Origin of the sequence: Agromyces sp. CCNWLW213, assembly GCF_037199545.1 — a bacterium.
Lineage (GTDB): Bacteria > Actinomycetota > Actinomycetes > Actinomycetales > Microbacteriaceae > Agromyces.
Genome location: NZ_JBBBDX010000008.1, coordinates 144,387 through 160,512, shown reverse-complemented (window position 1 = coordinate 160,512; position 16,126 = coordinate 144,387). Strand labels below are relative to the sequence as shown.

The following is a 16,126-nucleotide window of genomic DNA, read 5'->3' as shown; positions in this document are numbered from 1 at the left end:
CCCCCCCCCCCCCCCCCCCCCCCCCCCCCCCCCCCCCCCCCCCCCCCCCCCCCCCCCCCCCCCCCCCCCCCCCCCGCGGATCGGAGGTCCTACTCCTCGGAGATCTCGGCGACGGTCTGTCCCGTCTCGCCCGCGGAGAGCGAGCGCGCGATGTCGGCCTGGCTGATGATGCCGACGAGGTCGTGCCCGTCGATCACGGGCAGGCGGCGCACCTGGTGCTGCTGCATCATCTTCAGCGCCTCGCGGATGTCGTCGTCGGCGCCCACCGTGACGGGCTTGCCCTCGGCGAGGCGGCCCGCGGTCACGCTCGACGGGTCGCCGCCGTCGGCGATGCACTTCACGACGATGTCGCGGTCGGTCAGCATGCCCTTGAGGCGGTCGTCGCTGCCGCAGATCGGCAGCGCGCCCACGTCGAGGTCGCGCATCTTGCGTGCGGCGTCGACGAGCGTCTCGTCCTCCTTCACGCAGGTGGGGTCGGGCGTCATGAGTTCACGTGCGACGGTCATGGGTCGTCCTCTCTCGTGCTCGTGCCGCCCACGCTAGGCACGGCGCACGGATGGCGCACGGGGGTTGACGCGCCCGGCCCGGCGCGGCAACGCGACCCGCGGCGCTACGAGACGGGACGGGCCTCGGGGAACGTCCACGACCCGTCGACGACCTCGGGACGCGGACGGTACAGGCGCACGACGTAGTTCCAGCCGTCCATGAGCCCGAGCCGGTTCGGTCGGCCGTCGTCCGGCCCGCCGAAGTGGATCGTGACCGTGCCATCCGGGTCGCGCTCGGCCGTGACGCTGTTGACGCTCACGAGCCCGCCGGCATCCTGCAGGTAGCCGTCGGCGTTGTAGACGGTGACCGACCAGAACGCGTCGACGGGCACGTCGCCGACCGTGAGCGCGTACTCGCCGACCGGCAGCCGCGGCTCGACGTTGACGTAGAACGCCTCGGACGTCGGCAGCCCGCCCCACCCGGCCGCCGTCCCGATGAGGTGGTGCACCGGGTCGACCTCGTCGCGCCGCCCGAAGGCGCCCGCGAACCCGCCGAGTCCGCGCGCGAGGGCGAGCAGCGCCTGCCGGGTCTCGGTGAGCGAGGCGTCGTCCCACTCGGGCACGGCGTAGGGCTCAGCGGATGCCGCGTCGAGGGCGAACGCGTCCTGCAGCGCGTTCACGGCCGCGACATCCGCCTCGTCGTCGGGGTCGACCAGGATGCGCGCGGCGAGCAGCACGTACCGCGACCCGAGGTCGTCGGCGTGCAGCCGGTGCTCGCCGGGCTCGTGCAGCACGACCGGGATGTGGTGCTCCTCGGTCACGACCATGACCGAGAGGTAGCGATCGCCCGCGTCGGGGACGGTCACCGTCGCGCCCTGCGACGCGTCGACGAGCGCCGTGCTGTACAGCGTGTCGCGGTTCTGCCGGATCACCGGCTGGTTGTCGAGCGGGGTCGGCGTGCGGTTGTGCAGCCACTGCCCCGTGCCGCCCGCCTGGGCGACGATCGCCGCGAACATGCGGCTCGTCTCGGCGCGGGCGAAGTTGTCGACGTTGACGTGCTCGGCCATCCGGGTTCCCCTCGATCCGTCGGCGTTCCTCCGGTTCACCATATCCACCGAACTCGGGCCGCGCGAGGTGCCCTCGCGGAGGGGGGAAGCCGGGATGCAGCGCGGGCGGCGCGCCATCCGCAAGCCCCGACCGGCGCGCCGCCCCCGCGCATAGAGTGACGCGTATGGACGAGTCGGCGGCCCTCGACGTCACCGCCGCGCGCGCCGTCGAGACGGGCGAGCGCGACCGCGTCCTGTGGTCCGACGCCGACCGCGAGTGGGCGAGCCGCGCCGCCGCGGCGATCGTGGGGGAGCGCGCGAGCGCCGACGACTTCCTCGCCCGCCGCGCGCAGCTCGTGCTCGAGCGCATCGGCACGCGCCAGCCGGGCGTGACGCGCACGGTGCGCGGCATCCGGTGGCGCCCCTGGGTCGGCGTCGTGACGGTGCTCGGCGCGTTCGCGCTGGGCGTGCTCGTCGACCGCATCGGCGGCGGATCGAGCATCAACCTGCTCGCGCCGCCCGTGTTCGCGCTCGTCGCGTGGAACCTCGTCGTCTACCTCTGGCTACTGGTCCGTCCGTTCGTGCTCCGCGGCGGCGCGGTCGGGCCGGTGCGGGCGGTCGTCATCCGGGCCGCTGCGGTGCGCGGCGCGGTCGACGGATGGCGCGGCGAGGGCGCGCTCGCCCGGCGATCGGTGCTCGGCGCACTGCCCGGCGACTGGGCGCGCATCGCCGCCCCGCTCTACTCGGCGCGCGCCGCGCGGGTGCTGCACCTCGCCGCCGCGGCGACGGCGCTCGGCGTGATCGCGGGCCTCTACACGCGCGGGCTCGCGTTCGAGTACCGCGCCTCGTGGGAGAGCACGTTCCTCGGCGCCGAGCAGGTGCACGCATTGCTCGCGTTCACGCTCGCGCCCGGTTCGCTCGTCACTGGCATCCCCGTGCCGGATGTCGCGGCGATCGAGGCGATCCGCGCGCCCGCGAGCGAGAACGCCGCGCCGTGGATGCACCTCATGGCCGGGACGGTCGCCGTCGTCGTGATCGTCCCGCGGCTCGTGCTCGCGCTCGCCGCGTGGCTCGTCGAGCGCCGCCGCGCCCGCCGGGTCGCGCTGCCGCTCGACGACCCGTACTTCCGCCGCCTCGTGGGCACGTGGGTCGGCGAGGCGACGCCCGTCCGCGTCATCCCGTACAGCTACACCCTCGCCGCCGAGGCGCGCGCGGGCCTCGAGGCCGTGCTCGCGCAGGCGTTCGGCAACGCGCCCGCGACGATCGAGCGGTCGGTCGCGTGGGGCGACGACGTGCCCCCGGACAGCGGTGCGACCGCGGCGGCGACGGATGGCACGGGCGCGGGCGGCATCCGCCTGCCCCTGTTCTCGCTGACCGCGACGCCAGAGGAGGACGCTCACGGCCGGTTCCTCGACGCGGTCGCCGCACCGGATGCGGCGCCCGCGAGCGCCGGGCGAGGACGCACGGCCCGCGGCGGGCCGGCCGGGGCCGCGCCCTCCGCCCGCACGGTCGCCCTCGTCGACGAGTCGGCGTACCTCTCCCGGTGGCCCGACGACGAGGCGCGCCGGGAGGCCCGCCGGGCCGCCTGGCGCGACCTCCTCGAGGCGCACGGTGCGAGCGCGCTGTTCGTCGACCTCGCCGACCCCGACCCGGCGCCGGCGGCCGCGCGGCTCGCGGACGCGGCATCCGTCGTCGCCCCGCACCCGGACGCGAGGACCGCCCGATGAGCGCGCCCGACGTACCGGGCCTCGACGCCGGCGCGGTGTCGCTCTCGCTCATCTCGCACACCAACGCCGGCAAGACCACCCTCGCGCGCACCCTGCTCGGCCGCGACGTCGGCGAGGTGCGCGACGCACCCCACGTCACCGCCGAGGCGACCCCGCACCCGCTCGTGCAGACCGCCGACGGCGACCTGCTCACGCTCTGGGACACGCCGGGCTTCGGCGACAGCGTGCGACTCGTCCGGCGGCTGCGGCAGGACCGCAACCCGATCGGGTGGTTCCTGTCGCAGGTGTGGGACCGCTACCAGGACCGCGCCCTCTGGCTGAGCCAGCTCGCGGTGCGCAACGTCGCCGAGCAGGCCGACGTGGTGCTCTACCTCGTGAACGCGGCCGAGACGCCCGACGACGCCGGCTACCTCCGCCCCGAGCTCGAGGTGCTCGAGTGGGTGGGCAAGCCGGTGCTCGTGCTGCTGAACCAGACCGGACCGCCCCGCGAGCGGTCGGCCGAGGAAGCGGATGCCGCGCGCTGGCGGGCCGCGCTCGCCGACGCGCCGCACGTGCGCGGCGTGCTCGCGTTCGACGCGTTCGCGCGGTGCTGGGTGCAGGAGTTCACGCTGTTCGACACCATCGAGGACCTCGTTCCCGAGGGGTCGCAGGCGGCGTTCGGCCGGCTCGCCGCCGCGTGGCGCGACCTGCGCATGGACGAATTCGACCGGTCGATGGCCGCGCTCGCGTGGCCGGTCGCGCGGGCCGCCGCCGACCGCATGGTGCTGCCGCCCGAGCCGATGGCCTCGCGCGTGAGCGGGTCGTTCGGGCTGCCCAACCCGGTCAGGTCGCAGGCGCGGGCGGATGCCGCGGAGCGCATGTCGTCACGGCTGCGCGCCGACCTTCGGGAGAGCACCGACGAGCTCATCGCCATCCACCGCCTCGAGGGACGCGCCGCCGACGAGGTGCTCGACCGCGTCGCCGACGACGTCCACGTCGACGCCCCGCTCGACGAGGGGCGGACGGCGGCGCTCGGCGGCGTGGTGTCCGGGGCGCTCACGGGGCTCGGCGCCGACCTCGCGGCGGGCGGGCTCACCTTCGGTGCGGGCATGGTCGCCGGGGCGATCGTCGGCGCGCTCGGCGGTGCGTCGCTCGCGCGCGGGGTCAACGTGTTCCGCGGCCGCAGCGACGCGAGCCTGCGGTGGGAGGACGCGTTCCTCGACGGCCTCGTGACCTCCGCGCTGCTGCGGTACCTCGCGGTCGCGCACTACGGCCGCGGCCGCGGCGCCTGGGTCGAGGGCGAGTACCCGCCCTTCTGGCGCGAGCTCGTCGTCGAGGCGGTGCTCGCGCAGCAGGAGCGGCTCGCGCTCGTGTGGGCCCAGTCGCGCGAGCCGGGCGTCGACGACGAGCGGATGCGGGACGAGCTCGAGGCCGTGCTCCGGTCGACGGCGCTCGGGCTGCTCGAACGGCTCTACCCGGGCGCGCTGCGCGAGGCCGAGTTCGCAGGATGACTCGCGGCACGGGTGCTGTGCGGCGGGCGTGCGCCGCGGCATCCTGCGAACTCGGTGCCGCCGCGCCCGAACGGCGCGGGCACCGGGAGAGGGACGGGCGACGGACCACCCGGCCGGGGACTCACGCGTCGCGCGGCCGGCCTGCGCCCGCGGTGCTCCACAGCGCCCACGCGACGAGCACGGGCTGGAGGAACAACCGCAGGAATCGCGCCCGATCGGTGCGCATGAGCGGGACCGACCGGCCGGTGCGCCAGTGGTGCACGTTGCCGGGGAACACGGCGACGAAGAACGTCGCGACCGCGATTCCCACCCGGCTCCGCTCGCGCGGCGGCGCGGCGACCAGGGCGACTCCGAGCATCGCCTCGGCGACGCCCGACGTGACGACCACCGCGTCCTTGGCGGTGCGATCGGATGCCACCCAGTCGGGCACCGCGATCCGGAACCCGCTCCTCGCGAAGGTCAGGTGCGCGACCCCCGAGAACGCGAGCAGGCCGGCGAGCGCCCATCGTGCGGTCGATCGGATGGCGGAGCGGGGTCGAGGACGGCGGACCGGGCGGCGTCGGCGGGGCATCGCCCCAGTCTCGCACCGGCACCGCCCCGGTCCGGACCGGGGCGGTGCGCCCGGCGCCCGAGCCCGGCCCGTCACGGTCAGCCGAGCCGCTTCTCGAACCAGAAGTCGGCGTAGCGCTCGCCGTTGAAGTCCGGGATCTCGATGTAGCCGTTCGCGCGGTACAGCGCGATGGCCTCGGTCAGCGTGCGGTTGGTGTCGAGGCGGACGGATGCGGCGCCGAGCCGCCCCGCGGCCGCCTCGACCTCGCGCAGCAGGCGCGCCCCCAGGCCGATGCCGCGCGCGTCGGGCGAGACCCACAACCGCTTGACCTCGGCGAACTCGTCGCCGTCGCGGCGCTTCACGCCGACGCATCCGATCGCCGTGCCGTGCAGGAATGCGACGAGGAACGCTCCGTGCGGCGGCCGGAACTCGTCCTCGCTCGTCGGCCGCGCCTTCGCGGGATCGAACCCGATGTCGAACCGGTCGGCGAGTTCGGCGAAGTACGCGGCGATGCTGGCGCGAGCCGCAGGTTCGGCGGGGTCGACCGCGCGCACCTCGACGGCGGAGGCGGTCATGAGCCGCCGCACCTCGTCCATCGCGTCGAGCAGCCGGCTGCGCTGCCGATCGGTGAGCGGGTCCAGGATGCCGCGGGCGAGGTCGTCGGACCCGCGGTCGAGTTCGCGGCGCTCGGCGCGGCCGCGGCCGGTGAGCTGCACGACGCGGACCCGCGAATCGGCGGCCGACGGCGAAACGCGCACCAGTCCGTCGGCCTCGAGCGCCCGCAGCTGGCGGCTGAGGTACCCGGAGTCGAGGCCGAGGCGCTCGCGCAGGTCGCGGAGCTCGGCTCCGTCGGGCCCCGCGGCGCCGACCTCCCACAGCAGCCGCGACTGGCCCAGCGGGCGGCCGCGAGCGAGGTAGTGGTCGTCGAGCGCGCCGATGCGCTCGGTCACGGTGCGGTTGAACTCCCGCACCCGAGCGATGCAATCCATATGTCTGACCGTAGTCAGACATTCCCGTGGTCTCAAGGGGTCGGGGGCGCGAGCCCGCGATCGCGCGTCCGGCAGCGGCGCGATCGGCTTCAGTGGTCGCACGCGCGGATCGGCGGGTTTCCACGGATGCCGGGCCGCCACGGGAGCGGGATGCTCGAAGCATCCACCGACGGGCCCTATCCCGCCACCGCCCGCTCACGGAGGGATCGAGACCATGGACCTCGCGAACCACCACCTCGCCCAGTCGACGCAGTCGTACGACGCCATGCACGCCGAGCGCGTGAACGAGTACCGCCGTGTCGCTGCGGAGCGCCGCGCCGAGGGAGCCGCCGGCGCGACCCGGGGAAGCGAACCGCTGCGCCTCCGGATCTGGAACGCCCTCGTCGAGGCCGCCGCGCTGCAGCGTCCGCGGACCCACCGCTTCGGCCACTGACCGCGCCCGGACGCGGAAGCGGGCCCGCTCCCGGAGGAGCGGGCCCGCCGCGTCATCCGTCGACCTCGGCCGACGACCTACGGCTGGATGGCCGGGTTGACGACGCTGACCGTCATGACGCCGCCGGTCTCCTGCGTGAGGACCTCGACGGCGACGCCGTGGCCCGCCACCTTCACGCCGCCGAGCGGGTTGCTCGCGTGGAAGTAGGCGTCCTCGTCCGCGTCCGAGAAGATCGCCGTCTGGCGGTCGTTCGGCGGGGTCGCCTCGGCGAACCCGACCGTCTGCGACTTGCCCTTGCCGACCGTGACCTCCTTGTGCAGCACGACGCCGTCCGACTCCTGCAGCCCGAAGGTCGCGTCGAGCGGCTGGCGGCGGTTGCTCGGCGCGGTGCCGTCCGGGTAGGTGAACTGCGCCGGGCGGGCGTCCACCGGGAGCGCCAGGCCGTGGCCCTCGTGCTCGATGGTGTTGTTGTCGCTGTACGCCTCGTCGACCGCCCACACGAGCATGCCGTCGGCGAACGGGAAGTGCTCGACCTTGTCGGGCGCCGTCAGGCCGTAGCTGAACTGGTACGGGCCGGTCTGCAGCGTCCGGTCGTAGTCGACGTACGTGCGGTTCTCGACGAGGTAGTAGCGGTCGCCCTCGCTCGTCTCGGTGCCCGTGCTCCGCGTGAAGCCGTCGGCGACCCAGCCGTTGTCGCCCTGCTCGACATCGTCGGTGAAGAGCGTGCTGCCGCCGTTCTTCACGACGAGGTCGTCGAGGAACGCTCCGGCGTAGTGGACGCCGCCGTCGGTCTGGTAGCGGAAGCGGAAGTCCACCTTGCCGCCACCGGGCACGGTGTACCGCAGCGTCGACCAGCGGCCGTTCGACGACCCGTCGAGCGGGCTGCCGATCTGCGTCCAGTTCGCTCCGCCATCCGTCGAGTACTCGGCGTACAGGTAGTCGTACCCGGCCTCGATGTCGTACCACGCCTTCGCGGTGACCGTCGCCGAGCGGATGCCGGTCAGGTCGAGCTCGCGCTCGAGCGTGGTGTTGAGGTCGTCGGCGCTGCCGGACCACCAGGCGTACGAGCCCGAGGCGGGCGCGGTGTACTCGGTCGTGATGCCCGCGTCGGGGACGTCGACGACGAGCGCCTGCTCCTGGCCCTCGACCTGGCGGGCGGCGGGGCTCAGCGTGAACTCGCCGTCCTCGCCGGGCGAGACGACGTCGTAGTCGAGCCAGCCGAGCTGGAGCTTCTCCCACGGACCCATGTAGTTCGGCGTGTTGCCGATCGAGTCCGTGCCGTCGCCGAGCCACGAGCCGCTCGACATGAGCGTCCAGAACCCGGTCGAGTTCTCGCCGCCGGCGGTGTCGTAGAAGTCGGGCAGGCCGAGGTCGTGGGCGTACTCGTGCGCGAACACGCCGAGGCCGCCGTTCTCGGGCTCGGTCGTGTAGTCGCCGATCCAGATGCCCGTGTCGCCGATCTCGGTGCCGCCGAACTTCACCTGGACCTCGCCAGCGTCACCCGCGACGGTGGGGCCCGTGGTGCCGTAGTCGGTCGAGTTGACGTACCAGCGGTGCGACCAGATCGCGTCCTCGCCCTGGGCGCCGCCGCCGGCGTCCTCGCCCTCGCCGGCGTGCACGGCCTGGAAGTGGTCGAGGTACCCGTCGGGCTCGTCGAAGTCCCCGTCCTCGTCGTAGTCGTAGCGGTCCCAGACGTCGAACTCCTCGAGCTCGGCCTGGATCTCCGCGAGCGACTTGCCCGCCGCGACGCGCGAGTCGTACCACGCGTCCGCGGCATCCTCGACGAACCGCCATGCGCCGCCGTAGTCCTCGACGGAGTTGTCGCCGTACGTCGAGGCGTTGCCGGGCACCTTCACCCAGTCGCTGACGGCTCCGTCGACCGTGTAATTGCCCGACGACTGCTTCGAGTAGAAGTCGGCGAACGACTCGCCGTCGCCGAAGAACAGCTCGTCGTAGTAGGCCGGGCTGAAGTCGTCGATCCAGAACGTGCTGTTGTCCGTGCTGCGGTCGGGCTCGGCGATCTGGTTGTGGAGCGGGCCGGGCGTGGTGCCGAGCTTGCCGCTGCCCTGGTCGCCGAACTCGGCGAGGATCGTGAACAGCCGGCCGGTGCCGGTCACGGCCGCCTGGTAGTACTTGTCCTCGGCCAGCTGGACGACGCCGTCCTCGCCGGGCGACGTCTGCCCCGACAGGATGAGCTGCTGCGCGGCCTTGCGCCGCTCGTTCTGCCGTTCGGTGAGGGGACCGGGGCGGTTGTCGGGTCGTGCCTCGGCGGCGCTCGCCGGGGCGGTGTTCGGGTCGGTCGCGGGTGCGGCGATCGCGGCGGGGCCGAAGGCGGCTCCGGCGACCATCGTCGCGCTCGCTGCGACGGCAGCGAGCATTCCGCGCGTGCGTGTTCTCACGTGCTCTCCTTCAGGGAATCGCCCGGGATCCGGGCAAATGTGAAGGGAAGCTAACACGCGACCCGGCTCCGGGAGAAGCGTTTCCGGGGTCTTGACTTAACCTCGCGATTCGGCTGGAATCCGCACCTCGGGGAGCCGGCTCCCGCCCGCCGCCGGAGGTGCGCGGTGCCCTCCGCCGGGCTCACACCCACCCGCGTCGCACTGCCTCCGCGCCGAGCTGGATGCGGGTCGTCACGCCCGCCAGCTCCATGAGTTCGGCCACCCGGCGCTGCACCGTCCGCACCGAGACGCCGAGTTGCGCCCCCGCCGCGGCATCGGTCATGCCGAGCAGCAGCAGTGCGAGCAGTTCGCGGTCCACCACGGCCTCGGGTGCCCGCACCTCGGCGCGATCGGCGAGCAGTCGCGGGGCGTCGCGCCACATCTCCTCGAACATGGCGAGCACGAGGTCGAGCAGGCCGCTCGGGTGCACGAGCAGCGCGCCGGAGACGCGGCGGTCGCCGTGCGAGTACATGGGCAGCAGCGCGAGCGACTCGTCGGCGATGAAGAGCCGGGTCGGAAGGGTGGGGCGCACGCGCACCTCCTCGCCGAGCGGCTCGAGGTCGCGGACGACATCGACGAAGCCGGGACGTTCGAGGACCGCCGTCTCGACGACGACCCGGTAGCGGACGCCGCGCGCGAGGGCGAGGTCCTCCTCGGTGTTGTCGGCGCCGCTCAGCAGCGCGACGTCCTCGAGCACGAACGCGCTGACCTGCCGTTCGGCCGACGCCTGCAGCTGCCCGATCCGCTGCACGACGGCCTCCGGACCCAGGACGACGTCGACCACGTCGGGCGCCGACCGCTGCGCGGCCCCCTCGCGGTAGAGGTCGCTGAGGTGCACGAGGGCGTCGTGCGCCTCGGTGAGCCGTCGTTCGCGCTCGAGGAGGATCGGCCGCAGCGCGACGGACGGCGGCGAGGCCACGACGCGGTCGGGCGCCGACGCCTGCCGCGCGATGAGGCCGAGCGCCTCGAGGTCGTCGAGGATGCCGCGCGCGTCGCGCACGCCGAGCGCCGCGAGCCGCGCGACGTGCTCCGCGTCGGCCGAGGGCAGCCCGAGCAGCAGGCGATAGACGGAGGTGTGCTGCTCGTCGAGCCCGATCGCATCCAGCATGCGGCGAGGGTACCGGATGGCGGATCGTCGCCATGGCGGAACTCCGCCAACCTTTCGGCGGGAAGGGTGTGGGACGGTGCTGAGCACGACCCGTTCCCCGCGAGAGGTTCCCTCCATGCCACGACGCTCCACCCCCGCACGCGGACGCAGACGTCCGATCATCGCCGCCATCGGCGGCCTCGCGATCGGCATCGCCGGCGTCGGCGCCACCCTCCCCGCGGCGGCCGACCCGGCGGGCGGCGACGGAAGCGCCACGGCGGCGCCATCCGTCGCCGCCGCCCCCACGGGGTCGCACCGGGTCACCCTGATCACCGGCGACCGCGTCACCGTCACCGACCTTGCCGACGGCACGCACGCGGTCTCCGTCCAGACCGCCGTGCCCGGCGCCGGGTACCGCAGCGTCACCGCCGACGACGAGGTCAGCATCATCCCGAGGTCCGCCGAGGCGTACCTCGCCGCGGGGGTCCTCGACCCCGACCTGTTCAACGTCACCCGGCTCATCGAGTACGGCTACGACGACGAGTCGGTCGACGCCACCCCGCTCATCGTCGAACTCGACTCCGCACCCGTGGCCCGTCGCGCCGAGGCCTCCGTGCCCGGCCTCGACGTCGGCACCGAGCTCGAGAGCATCGACGGGGCGGCGGCGTCCGCCGGTCATGCCGACGCCGCGGCGACCTGGGCCGCGCTCACCGGGGCCGCCGACGACGGGGCCGCCGGTCCCGGTCCCTTCGCGGCCGACCCGGGCGAGGCGCGGCTCGCAGGTGGGATCGCCGCGATCCACCTCGACGGCAAGGTGCGGGCGACGCTCGACACGAGCGTGCCCTGGATCGGCGCACCCGAGGCGTGGGCCGACGGGTTCACCGGGACCGGGGTCACGGTCGCGGTGCTCGACACCGGCTACGACGACACCCACCCCGACCTCGCCGGCCGCGTGCTCGCCGAGTCGGCGAGCTTCGTGCCCGACGAGGAGGTCGCGTGGGACCCCAACGGGCACGGCACGCACGTCGCGTCGACCATCGCGGGCACGGGCGCGGCCAGCGACGGCGCCCACCGCGGGGTCGCCGACGGCGCGAACCTCCTCGTCGGCAAGGTGCTCGACCAGACCGGCTACGGGCAGGACTCCTGGATCATCGACGCGATGGAGTGGGCCGCGAACCGCGCCCCGATCGTCTCGATGAGCCTCGGCTCGATCCAGCCCTCCGACGGCGAGGACCTCATGGCACAGTCGCTCGACGGCCTCGCCGAGCGGACCGGCGCCCTCTTCGTCGTCGCCGCGGGCAACTCCGGCGCCGCCGAGACGATCGGCTCGCCGGGCTCCGCCGAGCACGCGCTCACCGTCGGCTCGGTCGACGACCCCGACGGCGCCCTGTCGTGGTTCTCGAGTCAGGGACCGCTCGTGCGCTCGGGCGCGCTGAAGCCCGACCTGGCCGGTCCGGGCAACGACGTCGCCGCCGCGCACTCGGCCGACCACCCCGGCGACGGCGCCTACGTCTCGATGAGCGGCACCTCGATGGCGACCCCCCATGTCGCGGGCGCGGCCGCCATCGTCAAGCAGCAGCACCCCGAGTACACCGCGGCGCAGCTCCGCGCGGCGCTGCTCAGCACGGCGAGCGACGTCGGCCTCACGCCCTACCAGGCCGGCGCCGGCGTGCTCGACGTGGGCGCGGCCGTGGATGCGCCGGTCGTGGCATCCGGTTCGGGCGACTTCGGCATGCTCGCCTGGGGCGAGGAGCCGAACCCGGTCGAGCGCACCGTCGAGTACGCCAACCGCACCGACCGCGAGGTGACCGTGTCCCTCGAGGTGGACCTGGCCGACACGACGCCCGGCGAAGGCGAGCGGCTCCCGGCCGACGAGGCCGGAGACGCGGTCGCACTCGACGCCGACGCGCTCGCGATCCCCGCCGGCGAGAGCCGCACCGTCACGCTGACCGCGGACCCCGCGAAGGTGCCCGCCGGAACCCAGCTCTCAGGAGCGCTCGTCGCGTCGGCGGACGGCGAGCCCGTCGCCCGCACCGCCCTCGGCGTGATCGCCGAGGCCGAGCGATACGACCTGACCGTCACCGCGACCGGCTTCGACGGCGAGCCCATCGACGCGGTCGGCGTGCTCTATAGCCACGAGCTCGACGCGTACGACCTCGTCGGCGTCGCCGGGGAGCGCACGCTGCGCCTGCCCGAGGGCACGTACTCGCTCATGTCGGTCCTCGACCTGCCCCGGGAGGCGGACACGATCGCGACCGTGCTCGTGGGCGACCCGGACCTCGTGCTCGACGGCCCGGCCTCGGTCGCGTTCGACGCGCGCGCCGCCGAACCCGTGACGGTCGACGTCGGCGAGGAGGGCCTCGAGGCGATCGTGCGCCGCATGGACGTCACGGCCGACGGCTTCGCCAACGGCGTGCTCGCGCCGGTGTGGACCGACGAACTGTGGGCCGAGCCGATGACGGCGCCGAACGTCGAGCACTTCGACTTCACGACGCGGTGGCGCCTGCAGGAGGCCCGCCTGGACCTCACCGCGGGCAGGACGCCGCTCGACCTGATCCCGCAGGCCGGATCGGTCCGGCTCGACGGCGACCTCAAGGCCCGTGCCGTCGCGGCCGGTGCCGGGAGCATCGACGAGCTGGCCGCGGCCGAGGTGAAGGGCAAGGTCGCCGTCGTCACCCGGTCCGACCTGGTCGCGCCCGCCGAACGCGCCGCGAACGCGCTCGCGGCGGGCGCCGCGATGCTCCTCGTGGTGAACGACGCCGACGGCGAGCTCAGCGAGTGGGTCGGCGGCGACGACGGACTGACCGACGTCGGCATCCCGGTCGCGGCGATGAGCGGCGTCCAGGGCCGGCAGCTGCTCGAGGAGATCGCGTCGGCGAAGCGCGGTGTGACCGTGTCGGGCACCGGTGTCGCGAACGCCGAGGAGATCTGGGACATCGCCCGTTACGACGAGGGCGGCATCCCGGGCGACCTGCACTACGAGCCGAGCGGGCTCGCGCGCGTCGACACCCGGTACCAGGGCGAGGCCGGCGACCCGCTCGCCGAGTTCCGGTGGGACTTCGCCCCGAACGGCGCCTACGGCTTCGGCCTGCCGATGGCCATGGGCCGTGGCATCGTGCGCGCGGAGTGGGTGGACCCGAGCGTCGACTGGTACCAGGACGTCACGGTGCTCGACGTCGGGTGGCAGGTGCGCGACGTGCTCCGCTCGTACGAGCCCGATGAGCGCGTCGAGACCGCGTACTTCTCGCCGATCGTCCGTCCGTACGTCGGGCAGGGCTACTGGGCGCCGCACCGCATGGCCGACGGCATCCAGGTCAACCTCCCGTCGTGGGCCGACGGCGGCGAGCCCGAGCACACCGGCACCTTCGACGTGTTCGCCGGGCACGAGGGCTTCGCGCAGACGACCGAGTTCTACCTCGACGGCGAGCTGCTGGCTTCGTCCCCGTGGCAGGGCGTCAACGTCTGGGAGCTGCCCGACGGCGACGCCGAGGCCCGGGTCGTGAACACCGCCACGCACGACGGCAGCGCGCTCGCCTCGTCGACGCGCACGCACACCGAGTGGACGTTCACGACCACCGGCGCCCGCGACGACTGGTCGACGCAGTTCCAGCCGATGATCCAGGCGTTCTACGACGTCGAGACGGATGCCGCCGGCACGGCCGGCACCGATCGCAGGAAGGGCGCCCCGGTCGCGCTCGGGTTGGAGCTCGGCCACGTGGCCGGCGCGGTCGGATCGGGCGCCATCACCGAGGCGACGCTCGAGGTGCGTCTCCCCGGCGGCGACTGGAGGCGCGTGCCGCTCGAGCTCGTGTCGGCCGACGACTCCGGCCCGGGCGAGGCGCCCGAGGGCGTCTTCGCCGAGGGTCGCGCGTGGGTGAGCGCCTACGAGGCGTCGCTCCCGGTGCCCGACCCCGGCGCATGGGTCGACCTCCGGGTGACGGCGACGGATGCCGCGGGCAACACGTTCAGCCAGGAGATCGAGCGCGCCGTGGCGGTGGCCCCCGCGAAGGGCGCCCGCGGCTGATCGGACCGTGCGGGCGGTGCGTGCGTCATGCTGGAACCATGGACGCGTCGAACGCCGCACCGCCGCACGCAGCGATCGCCCTGCCCGCGCTCGTCGAGCTGGTGCGCGACGCGCTCGCCGCGGCATCCGCCGACCGGGTGCTCATCGGCATCGCCGGCAGTCCCGGCGCGGGCAAGTCGACCCTGGCCGACGCGCTCGTCGCCGAGCTGAACGCGGCGGATGGCGCGGGCGCGGCCGTGCACCTGCCCATGGACGGTTTCCACCTCGCGAACGCGACGCTCGACCGGCTGGGCCTCCGGGGTCGCAAGGGCGCCATCGAGACGTTCGACGGCTGGGGCTTCGCGTGCCTCCTCGCCCGCGTGCGGGCCGAGGCCGACCACGTCGTGTACGCGCCGAGCTTCGAACGCGACGTCGACGAACCGGTCGCCGCGGAGATCGCGATCGAACCGTCGGCGCGGATCGTCATCGTCGAGGGCAACTACCTGCTCGTCGACGCCGAGCCGTGGGACCGGGTGACCGACCTGCTCGACGAGTCCTGGTTCCTCGAGGCGACGGAGTCGGAGCGGGTCGACCGGCTCGTCGCGCGCCACACCGCGTTCGGGCGGACGCCGGAGGCCGCACGGGAGTGGGCGCTCGAGGTGGACGGCGCGAACGCGCAACTCGTCGAGCCGACGGTGGCCCGCGCCGACGTCGTCGTCTCGGCCGCCACCTGGGAGGTCGCGGTCGGCGCCTGACCACGCCGTCCGGCCCCGGCCGCCGGCGTCGCCCACCCGCACCCGAATCGGGGATGCCGTCCGACGCCGCCTCCCTCGCCGCGGCGGTCGCCGCCGGAAGCCTCGTCGTCAGCTGGCTGCGCGTCCCCGAGCGTGTTCCCGCGTCCGCCGGCACCGACCCGTTCGGCGCCGGGCTGCTCGCGGTCGGATTCGTCTCCGGGACGGCGCTCGCGCGCTGGCTCCCCGCCGCGCCGTCCGGCGCTCGCACCCATCGGCTGGGCGGGGCCCCCGATGCGAGGGTCCGCCGCACCTTGCCACGGCGGCACCGGGGTCGTAACGTCGCGCGCAGCAGCATCCGTCGCCGACGATCGGAGCACGACATGGCCGCGACCGCACTGCCGCCCAGCGGCGACCTGCCCGGATCGGGCCCGAGCGGAACGGGACCGGGCGGCCGGCCCGCCGCGAAGACGTGCGACGCGCGCGGAATGGTCGAGATCCACCGGATGTACCGGGCCACGTTCGGCGAGGCCCCGAGCCTCGTCGAAGGCGTGACCGAGGGCGATGCGCCGCACGCCGACACGGTCGGCGACCACCTCTCGATGCTCTCGGTGAGCCTGCACGCCCACCACGAGTTCGAGGACGAGCACCTCTGGGACACGCTCGAGGACCGCGCGCCCGCGTGCACGACGCACGTCGAGCGGATGAAGGAGCAGCACGCCGTCATGCTCGTGCACCTGAACGAGCTCGACGCGGCACTGCCGTCGTGGCGGCGCAGCGGCAGGGCGACGGATGCCGCGCCGGTGCTCGCGGCGCTGGGCGGCGTGAACGACGCCCTCGCCGTGCACCTGCCCGACGAGGAGGACAACATCGTGCCCGTGATGGAGACGGTGCTCACGCAGAAGGAGGTCGACGCGGCCTCCGTGCACGGTCGGCAGGCGACGCCGAAGGGCAAGACGTGGGCGCAGCTCGGCGCGATCCTCGCCGCGCAGCCCGACGGCGGGGACGCGTGGCTGAGGTTCCACCTCCCGCCGCCCGTGCGCGCGGTGTGGCGGCTGGTCGGCCGGCGTGCGTACGTGAGGAACCGCGCCGAGCTCGTCGGCCGGAGCTGACCGGGCTCACGGCTCGGAGGTCGGCGGGCGCCGAG

General features: G+C 74.4%; 12 protein-coding genes. 6 read left to right on the top strand and 6 right to left on the bottom strand.

The window, feature by feature from the left end; translation table 11 throughout:
• Positions 1-89: 89 nt before the first annotated feature.
• Both WBQ80_RS14825 and WBQ80_RS14820 read right to left on the bottom strand, forming a co-directional pair.
• The gene (locus WBQ80_RS14825) at positions 90-506 is read right to left on the bottom strand and encodes a CBS domain-containing protein (RefSeq protein ID WP_336573581.1); all 417 of its coding nucleotides are present in this window, start codon (positions 504-506) and stop codon (positions 90-92) included.
• Positions 507-610: 104 nt separating this feature from the next.
• A complete protein-coding gene (locus WBQ80_RS14820; RefSeq protein ID WP_336573553.1) occupies positions 611-1,552 on the bottom strand; it encodes a DUF1214 domain-containing protein in 942 nt (313 codons plus the stop codon).
• A gap of 164 nt (positions 1,553-1,716) precedes the next feature.
• Between WBQ80_RS14820 and WBQ80_RS14815 the strand changes: the two genes are divergently transcribed.
• Entirely contained in the window at positions 1,717-3,258 is a 1,542-nt protein-coding gene (locus WBQ80_RS14815) for a DUF2868 domain-containing protein (protein WP_336573552.1), read from the top strand.
• Positions 3,255-4,748 (top strand): DUF3482 domain-containing protein, encoded by a 1,494-nt coding sequence (locus WBQ80_RS14810; RefSeq protein ID WP_336573551.1) that lies wholly within the window; start codon positions 3,255-3,257, stop codon positions 4,746-4,748. The genes WBQ80_RS14815 and WBQ80_RS14810 overlap by 4 nt, the downstream gene beginning before the upstream one ends.
• A 121-nt stretch (positions 4,749-4,869) precedes the next feature.
• On the opposite strand, the gene WBQ80_RS14805 is transcribed toward WBQ80_RS14810, so the two are convergent.
• Positions 4,870-5,319 (bottom strand): DoxX family protein, encoded by a 450-nt coding sequence (locus WBQ80_RS14805; protein WP_336573550.1) that lies wholly within the window; start codon positions 5,317-5,319, stop codon positions 4,870-4,872.
• Positions 5,320-5,396: 77 nt separating this feature from the next.
• Positions 5,397-6,287, bottom strand: a complete 891-nt coding sequence (locus WBQ80_RS14800) for a bifunctional helix-turn-helix transcriptional regulator/GNAT family N-acetyltransferase (RefSeq protein ID WP_336573549.1) — start codon at positions 6,285-6,287, stop codon at positions 5,397-5,399.
• A 214-nt stretch (positions 6,288-6,501) separates the two neighbouring features.
• Between WBQ80_RS14800 and WBQ80_RS14795 the strand changes: the two genes are divergently transcribed.
• Positions 6,502-6,720, top strand: coding sequence for a hypothetical protein (locus WBQ80_RS14795; protein ID WP_336573548.1), 219 nt, complete (start codon positions 6,502-6,504; stop codon positions 6,718-6,720).
• Positions 6,721-6,797: 77 nt separating this feature from the next.
• Here the strand turns inward: WBQ80_RS14795 and WBQ80_RS14790 are convergent, their stop codons facing one another.
• Both WBQ80_RS14790 and WBQ80_RS14785 read right to left on the bottom strand, forming a co-directional pair.
• Complete coding sequence (locus tag WBQ80_RS14790) at positions 6,798-9,119, bottom strand: immune inhibitor A domain-containing protein (protein ID WP_336573560.1); 2,322 nt, start codon at positions 9,117-9,119, stop codon at positions 6,798-6,800.
• A 181-nt stretch (positions 9,120-9,300) separates the two neighbouring features.
• A complete protein-coding gene (locus WBQ80_RS14785) occupies positions 9,301-10,266 on the bottom strand; it encodes a transcriptional regulator TrmB (protein ID WP_336573559.1) in 966 nt (321 codons plus the stop codon).
• A gap of 115 nt (positions 10,267-10,381) precedes the next feature.
• Between WBQ80_RS14785 and WBQ80_RS14780 the strand changes: the two genes are divergently transcribed.
• The 3 genes from WBQ80_RS14780 to WBQ80_RS14770 are packed head-to-tail and all read left to right on the top strand — an operon-like array spanning position 10,382 to position 16,091.
• Entirely contained in the window at positions 10,382-14,269 is a 3,888-nt protein-coding gene (locus WBQ80_RS14780) for a S8 family serine peptidase (RefSeq protein WP_337282591.1), read from the top strand.
• A gap of 38 nt (positions 14,270-14,307) precedes the next feature.
• Positions 14,308-15,003, top strand: a complete 696-nt coding sequence (locus tag WBQ80_RS14775) for a nucleoside/nucleotide kinase family protein (protein ID WP_336572787.1) — start codon at positions 14,308-14,310, stop codon at positions 15,001-15,003.
• Between the two features lie 53 nt (positions 15,004-15,056).
• The gene (locus WBQ80_RS14770) at positions 15,057-16,091 is read left to right on the top strand and encodes a hemerythrin domain-containing protein (RefSeq protein ID WP_336572788.1); all 1,035 of its coding nucleotides are present in this window, start codon (positions 15,057-15,059) and stop codon (positions 16,089-16,091) included.
• The last annotated feature ends 35 nt before the right edge of the window (positions 16,092-16,126 follow it).

Excerpts from the sequence above, each read along its gene's own strand:
- WBQ80_RS14825 (WP_336573581.1), bottom strand. The coding sequence starts at position 506 with ATGACCGTCGCACGTGAACTCATGACGCCCGACCCCACCTGCGTGAAG.
- WBQ80_RS14820 (WP_336573553.1), bottom strand. The coding sequence starts at position 1,552 with ATGGCCGAGCACGTCAACGTCGACAACTTCGCCCGCGCCGAGACGAGC.
- WBQ80_RS14815 (WP_336573552.1), top strand. The coding sequence starts at position 1,717 with ATGGACGAGTCGGCGGCCCTCGACGTCACCGCCGCGCGCGCCGTCGAG.
- WBQ80_RS14810 (WP_336573551.1), top strand. The coding sequence starts at position 3,255 with ATGAGCGCGCCCGACGTACCGGGCCTCGACGCCGGCGCGGTGTCGCTC.
- WBQ80_RS14805 (WP_336573550.1), bottom strand. The coding sequence starts at position 5,319 with ATGCCCCGCCGACGCCGCCCGGTCCGCCGTCCTCGACCCCGCTCCGCC.
- WBQ80_RS14800 (WP_336573549.1), bottom strand. The coding sequence starts at position 6,287 with ATGGATTGCATCGCTCGGGTGCGGGAGTTCAACCGCACCGTGACCGAG.
- WBQ80_RS14795 (WP_336573548.1), top strand. The coding sequence starts at position 6,502 with ATGGACCTCGCGAACCACCACCTCGCCCAGTCGACGCAGTCGTACGAC.
- WBQ80_RS14785 (WP_336573559.1), bottom strand. The coding sequence starts at position 10,266 with ATGCTGGATGCGATCGGGCTCGACGAGCAGCACACCTCCGTCTATCGC.
- WBQ80_RS14780 (WP_337282591.1), top strand. The coding sequence starts at position 10,382 with ATGCCACGACGCTCCACCCCCGCACGCGGACGCAGACGTCCGATCATC.
- WBQ80_RS14775 (WP_336572787.1), top strand. The coding sequence starts at position 14,308 with ATGGACGCGTCGAACGCCGCACCGCCGCACGCAGCGATCGCCCTGCCC.
- WBQ80_RS14770 (WP_336572788.1), top strand. The coding sequence starts at position 15,057 with ATGCCGTCCGACGCCGCCTCCCTCGCCGCGGCGGTCGCCGCCGGAAGC.